Here is a 13,414-nt window from a genome sequence, read left to right as displayed (position 1 = left end):
GAATGATAAACCCGAAAATATTAAATTAGTGATATAAACTTGTACTTTGTTGTAGGTGATAAGCTGAAAAAAAGAGAACTCTATAGAACTGTAACTTCCATTTATAACGAATAAAAAAAACTAAGTCAGGAAAAATATAGCCATAAAACCATGTTAAAAAGGCAAAACTGTCTGTTTTATAAAATCTATTAGCCTAACAGAATAAGATTATATGTTAAAATTCGTTAAAACTTATTGAATACTAATGATTACGGTCTTTTTAATGACGAAATTTGACTTTGCTTAATTTCTGATTAACAAATACAAGTATTGATTTTCAAACTCCCAAAAATTACTTAACTTTGCGAACTTATGCAGAGAACTCACAAATTTTTATTATTTATACTGTTTGCTTTGACCCTCAGTGCGTGTAGCAATTTCGAAAAAATCAGAAAGATGACTGATGAGAAGAAAAAGTATGACGCCGCTATTCGTTTTTTCAAGAAAGGTCAATACGACAAAGCAAGCATACTCTTCGAGGAATTGTTACCAATTTTAACGGGAACAGACCAACAAGAAATCGCTACGTTTTATCAAGCTTATTGCGATTATCATACAGGCAATTATGAAATGGCAAATTTCCATTTCAAACGTTTTGCTGAAACTTTTGCGAGAAGCGAATATTATGAGGAAGCAGTATATATGTCTGCTTATTCATTGTATAAAAACTCTCCGCAGTTCAATCTTGACCAAAGCGGGACGATTACAGCCATTAATGAGTTGCAAAACTTTATTAATAACTACTCAGACAGCAAGTTTAGAGAAGAAACGTCTGATTTGATTAAGGAGCTAAGAAAGAAATTAGAGAAGAAGTCTTACGAAAAAGTAAAACTTTACTATAAAACTAGTGAATTCAATATTGCTTCTTTGAAGTCTGCTGTGATTGAAATCAACAATTTTCAGAGAGATTATCCAGATTCAGATTATAACGAAGAGCTAGCGTACTTGAAAGTTCAATCACAATTTGATTTGGCTCAGAGTACTATCGAAAGTAAACAAAAAGAGCGTTTTGATGATGCTATTAAGTTTTATCAAGATTTAGTGGATAAATATCCAAAGAGTGACTTCTTGAAAAAAGCTGAGAAATTATACGACATCAGCTTTAAAGAAAGTGACAGAATTGCAAAACTTGAAGCCGAGTACAAAGCTGCTAGAGACAAAGAGAAATCTAATACAGCTAAAGTGGGTGCTGGCGACAAACAGAAGTAATCAGTATTTTATTGAAAACATTTAACAAGAAACAGTAGAACAACCAAAGATATGGCAACGAATCCATCAATCATTACCAGAGACGTAGATAAACTAGCTATTAAAGCAGGCGGAAATACGTATGAAGCCGTAGCAATCATCTCGAAACGTGCAAGACAAATTGCTTTGAAGTCTAAAGAAGAATTGAACAATAAATTATCAGAGTTTGCTTCTTCAGTAGATAACTTAGAAGAAATTTTTGAAAACCGTGAGCAAATTGAAATTTCAAAATTCTATGAGCGTTTGCCAAAGCCAACGTCATTAGCAATCGACGAATTTATGGAAGATAAATTCACTTTCGTTTTGCCAAAACATGATGAAGGTTCGGAAGACTAGGAGTTTTCTATTAATTATTAATCAAAAAGGTCAGATGTTTTACATTTGACCTTTTTGATTTTGATTAAGTTTGTATCTATAAACCAGTGTTGAATAAGATGCTTAAAAGCAAGAAAATATTATTAGGTATTTCGGGTAGCATTGCTGCTTATAAAATTGCGATACTTACTAGGCTTTTGGTGAAAGAAGGAGCAGAGGTAAAGATTGTAATGACAGAAGCCTCTAAAGAATTTATTACACCGCTTACATTATCGACACTCTCAAAAAATCCAGTTTTGTCGGCTTTTGTAAAAGATGAAACTGGACAATGGAATAATCACGTTGACTTGGGCTTATGGGCAGATGTGATACTGATTGCCCCCGCAACAGCCCACACGTTGGCAAAATGTGCGAATGGCATTTGTGATGATTTGCTTACTGCGGTTTATCTTTCGGCTAAATGTGATGTATATTTCGCACCTGCGATGGACTTGGATATGTACAAACATCCGAGTACGATTGCAAATCTTGCTAAGTTGACTGAATATGGGAACTACATTATCAAGGCAGGCTATGGCGAATTAGCCAGTGGCTTAGTAGGAGATGGGCGTATGGCCGAACCCGAAGAATTACTGGAAGTCCTGCAAAAACATTTCTCTGTCAATCCTGTATTAGCCAATAAAAATATACTGATTACCGCTGGGCCAACCCAAGAGGCTATCGACCCTGTTCGTTTTATCAGCAATCATTCTACTGGAAAAATGGGTTATGCCCTTGCTAATAAGTTAGCCAAAGCTGGCGCAAAAGTAACGCTAGTAAGTGGACAAGTAGCTTTGAAAAAAACAGATGAAAGTATCAATTTGATCAAAGTACATTCAGCACAAGAAATGTATGTTGCTACGCAGGCAAATTTTGAAGTAGCAGACATCATTATTCTGGCGGCGGCCGTGGCTGATTATACCCCTGCGGTGGTGGCAGATAAGAAAATAAAAAAGAAAGAAGATACGTTTAGTATAGAGCTTATCAAGACCACCGATATTGCCAAAACCTTAGGGAAACAGAAACGTTCAGACCAATTAATGATTGGCTTTGCCTTGGAGACAGATAATGAAGTTGAGAATGCAAAAGGAAAAATCAAGTCTAAAAATCTGGATATGATTGTCTTGAATTCTCTACAAGACGCAGGGGCAGGCTTTGGGCATGATACTAACAAGATAAGCATTATTAAAAAAGATGATAGCATCATTGAGTTTGATTTAAAATCAAAACAAGATGTTGCTCAAGACATTATAGACGCCATCATCAATACCATGATGAGTGAATAGAAAGTAAATGAATCAATTTCGAAAAATAACATTGATGAAAAATAGCATTACATATTATACTTTTTATAAATATACACTTTGTTCGGTGATGGCTGTAATGGGAATATTGGCTTTGTCACAGCCGCTACGAGCCCAAGAAATTAATTGTAGAGTAACCATTTCTACAGACCAAATCCAAGTAAATGAACAGCGCGGTGCTACCCAGATTTATACCGAATTGCAAAATATCATGCAAGAATTTATGAACAATCGCCGTTGGACAAATGATAATTTTGCTCCAGAAGAAAAAATCAATTGTTCGCTAGCCGTGATTATTACCAAAGCCACTGCTACAGGCGACTATGAAGCCAACGCTCGTTTTCAGGTTACTCGCCCAGTATATGGCTCTGCTTATGAAACCGTCATTTTAAATTATGTAGATAGAAACTTCGTATTCAAATATATCTCAGGCACACCCCTTACTTATAATGATAATAATTATAACGACAACCTAACCCAGATATTAGCCTTTTATGCCTATATCGCCTTGGCTTTCGATTATGATTCCTTTGAAAAAATGGGAGGTATCAATGCCGCTCAGAAAGCATTGAACGTAGTGAATTTAGCACAAAATGCTGGCGGAGGTTGGTCGTCTTCAAATGATATTCGGAGTAGATATTGGGTAGCGGAAAATATGTTGAATCAACAGCTACAGAGCCTACGTGAGGGCTTCTATACCTATCATCGCGTTGCGATGGATAATTATGCGAATGACCCTGCTGGTAGCCGAAAACAGATTACGGAATACTTGAATACCATTAAGCAGGTAATTCAGAACCGCCCAGGGCAAATTTGGTATCGCCTTTTCTTTGAAGCAAAATCTACGGAATTATTGAATATCTATGGCGATGCTCCGCTTGATGAAAGAAAAAAGATAGTGCCATTGCTTACTTCGCTTGACCCTAATAATTCTGAAGCATACAGAAAACTGAGTAAATAAAACAAAAGGACTTTAAGATAATTGTTCGCCACAATGCGGGCAAAACTTAAAGTCCTTTTTATCTTGTTTAGAAGATTTTATGTGTTCGTTAAAGCCTGAGACAAAAATACCCGTTGGTAAAGCGAACATCGCAACCCCTGCTACTGCAACAATACCTCCTAATAATTTTCCAAGTGGTGTAATGGGATAAGCATCTCCATATCCTACCGAAGTGATAGTAGTAACGCCCCACCAAAGCGTAGCTGGGATACTTGAAAAAACGTTGGGTTGTGCAGGGTTTTCGATATAATACATCGTAGAAGATGCAATCAGTAGCGTAAAGATAAAAAACACAAAACTTAAGATAAGCTCTTCTCGTTTGTCTTTAAATACACTTTCAATTACTTTTAAGGCATGTACGTATCTTGAAAATTTGAATAACCTGAAAATTCTGAATAAACGAAGTATCCTGATTAAACTAGTATCTGACGTGAAATTAGATAGATAGAAAGGCATAATTGCTAATAAATCAATCAACGCCCCTGCTGAAAACATATAACGAACTCTACCCCAAAGAGGATGACGATATTTTTCATTCTCAACACAAACCCACAGTCGAACGAAATATTCTATCGTAAAGAAGATAACGGAGAAGTATTCAAAGTCACTGAAGAAAGTGACAAAATCATGTCTTAGGCTTTTTACTGAATGCAAAATGATAGCGAAGGTGTTCAGAGAAATCGTTGTTAATAAAATGGAGTTAAAAAATAACGAAGCCTTGCTTTTTTTACCTCGTGTTACTTCCAGTACGTTATAGATTTCTTTTCTTGACCAATTGCTATTCATTCGATAAAATGATTTTATAAAATTATAAAACTAATAAGCATATATAAAATAAAGGACGCTTGTATATTAAACTTATTACTCACAATTCACAACTCATACTTCTTCCACTTGTAATTGTTTTTCGTAAAGTTCTCTATACACATTATTGGCATTCATCAGTTCCTCATGCGTACCTTGTTCTATGATGTTTCCATCATCGAGCATGATGATTTTATCTGCTAATTTAGCAGAAGAAACCCTGTGTGAAATAATCACTGATGTACGGCCTTTCATAATTTCCTGTAGATTGTTCAAAATCTGGTTTTCAGTTTTGGTATCTACAGCTGAAAGGCAATCATCTAATATTAAGATTTTTGGTTCACGCGCAATGGCACGTGCAATAGATAAGCGTTGTTTTTGTCCGCCAGATAAAGTTACACCTCTTTCTCCTAAAACCGTATCAAAACCTTCAGGAAAATCTATCACATTATTGTATAAATCAGCGTCTTTGGCAGCTTTGATGATGGTTTCCTCAGTCATGTCACTACTTCCAAAGCTAACATTGTTTCGGATAGAGTCTGAAAACAAGAAAACATCTTGAGGCACATACCCAATTTGTGAACGATACATATTTACATTCAAGCTTTTGATGGGCAAGCTGTCAATGTTTATTTCTCCTGCCGAGGCATCATACATTCTACAAAGCAAATTGGCTACTGTACTTTTTCCTGAGCCTGTAGTGCCTAAAATAGCAATAGATTCGCCCGGCTTAATCGTCATTGAGAAATCCTTTAAAGCCACAATCCCTGAATCTGGATAAGTGAAGTTAACGTTTTTCATTTCAATAGCTCCTTCAATGGTATGATTAATGTCTTCTTTAGAAACAATATCAGTTTTTATCTTCAAAAATTCATTGATTCTTTGCTGAGAAGCGGCCGCTCGTTGTATTTGCGAGGTTGTCCAGCCCAAGGCAATCATTGGCCATGTCAGCATGTAGACATACAAAATAAATTCGGTGATGCTTCCAGCGGTAAGTCTGCCAGCCATTACCTCTAAGCCACCCACATATACTACTATCACAGAACTAAGACCTGCCAATACCGAAACCAGAGGAGTAAACAATGAATCAACTTTTACTAAATCTAATGATTTTTCGCGATAAACATTGGCTTGTTTGGTAAAAGCTATCGTTGAGGGTTCTTCTTGTACAAAAGCCTTTAATACCCTAATGCCTGAAAAGGCTTCTTGTGTAAAAGTAGAAATCTTAGATAAGTTTGCTTGAATCTGTTCAGATTTTCGCATGATGATGGTATTGACAAAGTATATACTACCCGATAGAAAAGGAACAGGTAATAATACATACCAAGTAAGTTTCTCGTTCACTGAAAGCATGTACCAAACCACTAGAATAAACACTGATATAAGGTTCAGTCCATACATTAAGCTAGGACCAACATACATACGTACTTTATTGACATCTTCTGAAATACGGGCCATCAAATCGCCAGTATTGTTCTTTCTATAGAAACTCAGTGGAAGGGTTTGGTAATGCTGATAGATTTCGTTCTTTAAATCGAACTCAATATGGCGGGACATTACGATGAGTGTCTGGCGTACTAAAAAAAGGAAAAATCCTTTTAATAAAGCCAGAATCATGATTAATGAGCCATACAACAAGATTGAAAAGGCGAAGAATTCATAGACCATTTTTTGCGAAGCAAAGCCATCATACAGAAAGTATAAATCGATGGTTTCTTTGACCAAATCGAGCGCATAGCGTACAATTTGAGCAGGAACTACACCAAAAAGATTGGAAATGAATGTGAAAAGTGTACCTAGAATAAGGTACCATTTATATTTGAGAAAGTATTGGTTGAGATGCTTTAGGGATTTCATATTTCAATAACCAACGGAGGAAAGTAAAGGTTTCATCCATTATGCACTTTTAGTATTCAGTAAAATTATCATTTATATTGAAAATTTTGTGCTTGAATAATGCTTTTTTCTTTAAAAAATACTAATTTTGCACCCTCTTTGGATAAAGTAATATTACTTTACCGAAGCTTCACTACCAAAACGTTCTTTCTAAATTACCCAATGGTAAACAGACGACTTCTCCGAACAAAGGCATTTCAAAGCCTTTATGCCTTCCGCCAAGCGGAACGTGCTGATTATCAGTTAGCATTTGACCAAATTGCTGATTCTTTTCTCCCAAATCTTGACTTAATGATTCCTAAAGAGCAACAAATGCTAAAGCTAGATGCTTTGCGTAAGTTGGCTGAACAGCGCTTTGAGGAGCTATTCAATCTGAAATCGACAGATGATACCATTCCTGCTGAGGCTAAAAATGCAGCAAGATATGCATTGGAGTCATATAAAAGTTATGTAAAAAAAGACAAAGCTACGATTACTGATAACATGGTAGCGGAGGTGGAAGGAGTATATGATGCTTATCTGAAAATGCTTCAATTGTTGTTGGAAATCACTGAGATTGCTGTTTGGGATGAGCAACGTCGTTTGGTTGAAACAGACCACCGTACGTCAAGATTAGCGAGAAATCAAGTATTGATGGCCTTGAAGAATTTACCGATGTTTACTACGGGTATTATCAGGAGCAATGCTAAGTGGGGAGAAGAAGACCAAAACCTTTTGCGTAAACTTTTCTTAGAAGCAATCTTGCCTGATACTACTTTCCAGTCGTACCTTCGTATAACAAAACATACTTTTGAGGAAGATTTGGCGTTGGTTCAGTATCTTGTAAAAACTTTCATACTGAAACATCACCTGATTGCTGATTATTTTGAGGAAAAAGACCTAAATTGGAACGAAAATAAGGATGTACTTAAAAGCCTTTGTGTAAAGACTTTTAAGATTGAAAAAGTGGAAGATTTAACATTACAGCCTTTGGCATTAAATTGGGACGACGATAAGCATTATTTCGTAGACCTTTTTAATAATGTGCTGGATAATGACGAATCTTATGAGAAAATTATTACAGACCAAACACAAAACTGGGAAGGCGACCGTCTGGCGATGACAGATATGCTTATCTTGAAGTTGGGTTTGGCAGAAATGATTCATTTTACCAGTATTCCAGTAAAAGTATCAATCAACGAATACATTGAATTGGCAAAAAACTATTCAACACCAAAGTCAGGACAGTTTATCAATGGTTTATTAGACGTACTTTCACAGAAATTACAGAAAGAAGGAATCATCAGAAAGTCGGGACGAGGATTGATTGATAATAAATAATGGTTATTTGAACAACGCCACAGGCATAATCTATAAATTTGATTTTTTAACCGATAACTTGCAATACAATGAGTAAATCATCAAAAACATTTTGGGCATTCATGACTGGCGCTGCCGTTGGAGCTGCCTTAGGAATTTTATATGCGCCTGATAAAGGAGAAAATACCCGTAACAAACTGTTTTATCAACTTCAAAAGTATCGTGACCAATTACAAGGTTTAATTTCAGATTTGATTGATGGAAAAGAAATCCCTGAAACAATGGCCAAAACTGAAGGTAAGAAAGTTGTAAACGAGGCACGTGAAAAAGCAGAACGTTTATTAGAAGATGTAGAAAGCATGATGAGTCAGATTAAAGCTAAAGCCTAATTTTTGAAATTAATTTGAATATTCATCGTATGAAAAAAGCAATCATTTTGGCATTGGGTATTAGTGTTTTTTTTGCTTGTCAAAATAAACAAAAGACCGATAGCCAGACAATGGCAGACTCTGCATCTGCATATAAACCGACGAGTGATAAATTCCCTGTGATGCAAGCTGATTCACAATCGGTAGATTTAGGTGTAATTACACAAGGCGACACCATTATTCACATTTATAAATTTAGAAATACGGGTAATATGCCATTAGTGCTAAGTAGTGTAAATGCATCGTGTGGTTGTACTACGCCATCGTACTCTACTTCCCCAGTTCAACCGGGTGAGCAAGGCTTTATTAAGGTGAAATTTGATAGTAAAGGCAAAGAAGGAAAGCTGAGTAAAACAGTAACAGCGATAGCTAATACAACTCCTGCCGAAAACACTTTTTCTTTTAAAGTAGAAGTACTAAAGAAATAGTAAAACCACAAAGAATATTTAATCAAACAAAAAACAAATATGTTTAACAGTATTTTATTACAAGGAATGCTCGGTGGAGGTGGTGCATCTTCTCTTTTATTAATTGGTGGTATGTTCGTTGTCATGTATTTTTTCATGATTCGTCCTCAACAAAAAAAACAGAAAGAGCAACAATCATATGTTGATGCATTAAAAGCTGGCGATAAAGTAGTAACGATTGGTGGTTTGCACGGTACTGTTACTTCTGTAAGAGAAAAAACAGTTGTATTAGAAGTAGATTCAAGCAAAGGAGTAAGAATGGTATTTTTGAAAACAGCCATTTCTAAAGACTCTTCAGCACAGATTGGCGAATAAAATTTGTCATTTCCCTAATTGAAGTTACCTCAAAACGATGAGATGTTAGGCACGATAGTTTTAGTATTTAAAATATCTGCGTAATGTCATTGGCTTAAAACTATAGTACATTAGGCATGATAGTTTTGAGATAACTTCAATTTGTAAATTCTTTCAGATGAAACCCGCTCCTAAAAAAACTGATTTCAAAGCTGTAATAGTGAGCCTATTAGCTGCTATTATTTTTTGGATAATGAATGCCTTGAACAAAGAAGGCTATTCACAAAAAATTTCCTTTCCTATTCGTATTACTTACGACGATTCTCTTTACATACCAACTCAGCCACTTCCTGAAAAAATTTCTGTCAATGTTTCTGGTAGCGGATGGGATTTATTACGCAAGTCATTTGCTTTTAATAAAACGCCTATTCAATATGCTATCACTAAGCCTCTGAAGACTAAGTTTTTGAATACTGGCATGCTGACAGATTCTATTGCTGAATATATCAGAGATGTACAGGTAAACTATATAGTAGCCGACCGTTTTGAACTTGAATTTGACAGGAAAATCAAGAAAGAATTTACGTTAAAAATAGATAGCTTACATATTCCTTTGAAAGAGCATTACGTAGTTTCTAGTGTGATTAACCTTAGCCCGAGAATATTGACGATAGAAGGTCCAGAATCTATGTTGAAAGACATGGATAGCACGATTTATATCAAGGTGCCTGGGCAACAGATTAAAGATAATTTTGATGATGAAATAGGGTTGCCTTTTGCTAAAAACGGTATGTTGAAAACTAGCAAGAATAAAATCAATGTAAGTTTTGAGGTTGAAGAATTATTGAAATAATGACAAAGGTAATTGGCATTACAGGGGGGATCGGTTCGGGCAAAAGTCTTGTGTGTAAGATTTTTTCTATATTAGGTATCTCAATTTATGAAGCCGATACACGTGCTAAATGGCTTGTCGCTCATGATACTTCGCTCAAAAATTCGATTATTCAATTATTAGGAGAAAATACTTACACTGCCAGTGGTGAATACAACCGCGAATGGGTAGCTTCGCAAGTATTCAATAATGCGGATTTACTACTTCAATTAAATGCACTAATACATCCAGCAGTTCGGCAAGATGCCCGAACATGGATTGAAGAACATCAACAAGATTCATTTGTATTGTATGAAGCTGCACTCATGAAAGCCGCGGGGGATGGAAATGCCTTTGATAAAGTAATTGTGGTAGATGCTCCAAAAGCCCTAAGAATAAAGCGTGTAAAGGAAAGAGACGGACGTACAGAGGAAGCAATTGAAGCCATCATTGCCAGACAAATATCTGAAAGTGAAAGATTGAAAATTGCTGATTTTGTAATTAATAACGACGAGAAAGAACCCTTGTTAGACCAAGTATTAGCCTTGTATAAAGAACTAACAGCAGGACAATAATAAAGGCTCAGGGGAAAAACATGAGTCATCCCGAATTTTAAAATCATAAAAAAGCGGTCGAAAAACTAATTTCGACCGCTTTTTTATGATTGATGTACACCGAATTCCTACTGTTTGAGCGAAGCGAGTTTAGGAATTCTTGATTTTTTTGTTACTTTTTGCATCAAGGCAAAAAGTAAGGACGAGAATAAATTCCAAAAGCTCAAAAATCATCTAAAACTCGCTTTTGTTAGAAAAAATTTGGGATGATTCATATTTGTTACTCTTTAGCTTCTATTCACTGGTGTCTAACCAAAAGTTTTTTGGTCACAAGTGATCTGCCATCAGCAGACAGTTGATATAAATAAATGCCATTTCCCCAGTCTTTGGTAGAAATCTCTTTTCTTGAGGCATCTTTGTCTAAAACTTCTTCTTTAATCTCACTCCCCAAAACGTTGTAAAATGTGATTTTTACTTCGTTTACTTGGGATGAAATACTATATTTAATCGTCGCAATATCGTCTGCTGGATTAGGATAAATATTCCAGATAGATATTTTGTCGTTATTGAATAGTTTATCGTCAGCACTAAAAGATTCTTCTACTTTGGTCTCTATAGATGTTGTTGATGCCACCACTTGAGAATCATTTTTTACAGCGTAATTTTTAGGCGTTTGTACCATCAACGAATTAGTAAAATACTGACTAATGGCAGCACTCTGATAGTTTACATTCCTATCAAGAGAAAGATGCGATGGCTGGAAATATGAGAAAGGCATCTTTTTGTAAGATGACGAACTTGTAATCTGGCTCATAGTCTTTTGCTTTGGCTTAACATCCAAGCGACTTTTGTAGCGATTCTCAGTAGTCTGAGCAATCCCTGATATCGATGATATCAAGCATCCCCAAATTAACCAAGCTTTTGTATTAAAGAGTATAGGTTTCATCTCATTTAGTATTTCTTTATGAAGACAACATTAATCAATTGATAAATATTTTTACGCCTCTATTTTATTATAGACCTAAAAATCGTTTGAAAGGTTGCTTTTGCTTTTAAATATTTTATTTATAGAACAAAAATATATTAAAAAAGTTCAATTTTCAAAGTTTCGGCAACGATTTTTTGTTTATTTTATTATGCGGCAATTCATTAATTTTCTTTTCTATCTTTTTTTCTACCTTTTTTATCAAGATAGAATCCTTTGAAGCAGTTAATGGAGGGGTAATAATAGGACGTGCAACTCTTGCTAAAATACTTGCTTTATTAGGCATTTCGTTTATTCGCCATCTGAATCCATCCAACTCTTTATCGTCTTCTTTTACTTCTTTGGGCGGAATAAACTTACCATCTGGTTTAGCTAAAAAAGCTATGCGAGATATCTTGTTTTTAGCAAAATTCATATTCATTTTCCCACATTGTACCCTATTCATCCCAGTTAGGGTATTTTTTTCATCAATTGCGTAATAGATACTTTCCCCATTTCCCTCCACATTCACACGTTCAATTTTAGAATCATCTGTAAACCTAACCACCATTTTACGGCCTTTAATCTGGTTATAGTTAGCTAGTGTATCTGTGGCAATCACGAAAGACTTGCCCTTCATATTCATCACACTGATTTTATTTCTTTTCAGCAAAATATTGATTGAATCAGCTTCCGATTGATTTTTTAAATTCCAGAGAATAGGTTTCTGATAAAAATAAATGGTTGAATCTGAAACATTATAACTCAGCGAGTCGCACTTTGCGGCAAAATCACTTTTAGAAATCATGACTCTTTTATAAGCATACATTTTCTTCGTTTTGGTTTCCTTGTTATCCAATGAAACCAAGGTGTCTGCCGTTAAAAAAAGTGTGTCATTCTCAAAAACATTCTTCAATAAAGCATGTCCGAATACTCTAGTAACCCCAGTTTTCTTAGCATATCTACCACGGTCGCCCGTAAGGATAGCCTTGTCTTTTTTCGAGACGAAATGAATATTCCCAATCGCAATACCAATTTCGGTTGGTGGGTCATAAATCATCGTATCGGCCGTCATGGTATAATCTTCCGTTTTTACAGTTGACCGCCCTTTTAGGTTCGAAATTTTTGTGACAGTATTATACTGGCTACCGGGGTTGGCATAAGTGGTATCTTTTTTATTAACAACCAAGGTAGGGGCTATAAAAAAAGCTTCTTTTGATAAGGTGCTATACCGTAACGAATCTCCCGTTAGGCTACCATCCTTGTCGATAACGTGAACATCCGTTTTAAAATCAAATAGCTTTGTAACAGTATTATAATAGCCTTCTCTACTGGTCAGCGTACTTTTTTTATCAATGATTTTACCGCCAGTATTATAGTAGGCAATGCTAGTGTTTAGATTATAATCTAGCTTATTGGTAGTAAGTAAAATTGTTTTATCGTCTAACTTCACATGACCATTGATGATTGCTTTTCTATCATTACCGAAATAATAGGCAGTATCACCAGTAATCGTAACAGTATCTGCTTGAATAATTTTTACTTTTCCGTAAGCTTCAAGAATATTCGTTGTTTCGTTCAAAATAGCCAGATTACAATACATCAGCGTAGTGCCTTGTCGCAAGGCGACATTGCCAATCAGCTTCTTCATTTGCATAAATGGCTGGTTCTGACCAATCAAACTATCGGCTTTAATGATATCTACTTGGCTTCCACCAGCAGTTTGGGCATTAGCTGAAAAAAAAGTAAAAAACGATAAAATTAATCCTATAAAAATATACGATAAAGTACTGGAAATGGATTTGACTATTTCAAATGCTTTCATCGATTCTGGAATTACTTTTATTTGATGTATTTTTGTGGAATATTTCATAAATCTTGTGCTTGCAAAA

General features: G+C 35.4%; 14 protein-coding genes. 10 read left to right on the top strand and 4 right to left on the bottom strand.

The annotated features are described in order from the left end of the window. Window positions 1–351: 351 nt before the first annotated feature. From AC1RNE_RS07065 to porD, 4 genes are all read left to right on the top strand, one after another. Entirely contained in the window at window positions 352–1,248 is an 897-nt protein-coding gene (locus AC1RNE_RS07065) for an outer membrane protein assembly factor BamD (RefSeq protein WP_492800319.1), read from the top strand. Between the two features lie 51 nt (window positions 1,249–1,299). Beyond that, on the top strand, window positions 1,300–1,623 hold the full coding sequence (locus tag AC1RNE_RS07060) for a DNA-directed RNA polymerase subunit omega (protein ID WP_323246029.1): 324 nt from the start codon (window positions 1,300–1,302) through the stop codon (window positions 1,621–1,623). 98 nt (window positions 1,624–1,721) lie between these two features. Beyond that, window positions 1,722–2,927, top strand: a complete 1,206-nt coding sequence (gene coaBC / locus AC1RNE_RS07055) for a bifunctional phosphopantothenoylcysteine decarboxylase/phosphopantothenate--cysteine ligase CoaBC (protein WP_492800318.1) — start codon at window positions 1,722–1,724, stop codon at window positions 2,925–2,927. 34 nt (window positions 2,928–2,961) lie between these two features. Further along, on the top strand, window positions 2,962–3,906 hold the full coding sequence (gene porD, locus AC1RNE_RS07050) for a type IX secretion system protein PorD (RefSeq protein WP_492800317.1): 945 nt from the start codon (window positions 2,962–2,964) through the stop codon (window positions 3,904–3,906). Between the two features lie 12 nt (window positions 3,907–3,918). On the opposite strand, the gene AC1RNE_RS07045 is transcribed toward porD, so the two are convergent. Further along, window positions 3,919–4,731, bottom strand: a complete 813-nt coding sequence (locus AC1RNE_RS07045) for an ion transporter (RefSeq protein WP_492800316.1) — start codon at window positions 4,729–4,731, stop codon at window positions 3,919–3,921. 93 nt (window positions 4,732–4,824) lie between these two features. Next, window positions 4,825–6,606 (bottom strand): ABC transporter ATP-binding protein, encoded by a 1,782-nt coding sequence (locus AC1RNE_RS07040; protein WP_492800315.1) that lies wholly within the window; start codon window positions 6,604–6,606, stop codon window positions 4,825–4,827. A gap of 99 nt (window positions 6,607–6,705) precedes the next feature. Here AC1RNE_RS07040 and nusB point away from each other — a divergent pair, with 99 nt between their 5' ends. The 6 genes from nusB to coaE all read left to right on the top strand — a co-directional run bounded on the left by nusB (window position 6,706) and on the right by coaE (window position 10,579). After that, window positions 6,706–7,965: a transcription antitermination factor NusB gene (gene nusB, locus AC1RNE_RS07035; RefSeq protein ID WP_492800314.1), complete on the top strand. Its 1,260-nt coding sequence runs from the start codon at window positions 6,706–6,708 to the stop codon at window positions 7,963–7,965. 68 nt (window positions 7,966–8,033) lie between these two features. Beyond that, window positions 8,034–8,333 carry a YtxH domain-containing protein gene (locus AC1RNE_RS07030; protein WP_492800313.1) on the top strand — a complete coding sequence of 100 codons (300 nt, stop codon included), beginning with the start codon at window positions 8,034–8,036 and terminating at the stop codon, window positions 8,331–8,333. Between the two features lie 29 nt (window positions 8,334–8,362). Continuing rightward, a complete protein-coding gene (locus AC1RNE_RS07025; protein ID WP_492800312.1) occupies window positions 8,363–8,800 on the top strand; it encodes a DUF1573 domain-containing protein in 438 nt (145 codons plus the stop codon). A gap of 39 nt (window positions 8,801–8,839) precedes the next feature. Then, a complete protein-coding gene (gene yajC, locus AC1RNE_RS07020) occupies window positions 8,840–9,154 on the top strand; it encodes a preprotein translocase subunit YajC (RefSeq protein WP_492800311.1) in 315 nt (104 codons plus the stop codon). Between the two features lie 157 nt (window positions 9,155–9,311). Then, window positions 9,312–9,986, top strand: a complete 675-nt coding sequence (locus AC1RNE_RS07015) for a YbbR-like domain-containing protein (RefSeq protein WP_492800310.1) — start codon at window positions 9,312–9,314, stop codon at window positions 9,984–9,986. After that, entirely contained in the window at window positions 9,986–10,579 is a 594-nt protein-coding gene (gene coaE / locus AC1RNE_RS07010) for a dephospho-CoA kinase (protein ID WP_492800309.1), read from the top strand. Before AC1RNE_RS07015 ends, coaE begins: the two co-directional genes overlap by 1 nt. 277 nt (window positions 10,580–10,856) lie before the next feature. Here the strand turns inward: coaE and AC1RNE_RS07005 are convergent, their stop codons facing one another. Together AC1RNE_RS07005 and AC1RNE_RS07000 are read right to left on the bottom strand one after the other, a co-directional pair. Continuing rightward, window positions 10,857–11,504, bottom strand: a complete 648-nt coding sequence (locus AC1RNE_RS07005) for a T9SS type A sorting domain-containing protein (protein WP_492800308.1) — start codon at window positions 11,502–11,504, stop codon at window positions 10,857–10,859. A 154-nt stretch (window positions 11,505–11,658) separates the two neighbouring features. Further along, window positions 11,659–13,395 carry an OstA-like protein gene (locus tag AC1RNE_RS07000; RefSeq protein WP_492800307.1) on the bottom strand — a complete coding sequence of 579 codons (1,737 nt, stop codon included), beginning with the start codon at window positions 13,393–13,395 and terminating at the stop codon, window positions 11,659–11,661. Window positions 13,396–13,414: the final 19 nt, after the last annotated feature.

The organism is Arcicella sp. GW822-FHT02H01 (assembly GCF_058802005.1).
Note: the sequence above shows the minus strand (reverse complement) of the source record. Positions and strands in the feature narration are given on the sequence as shown.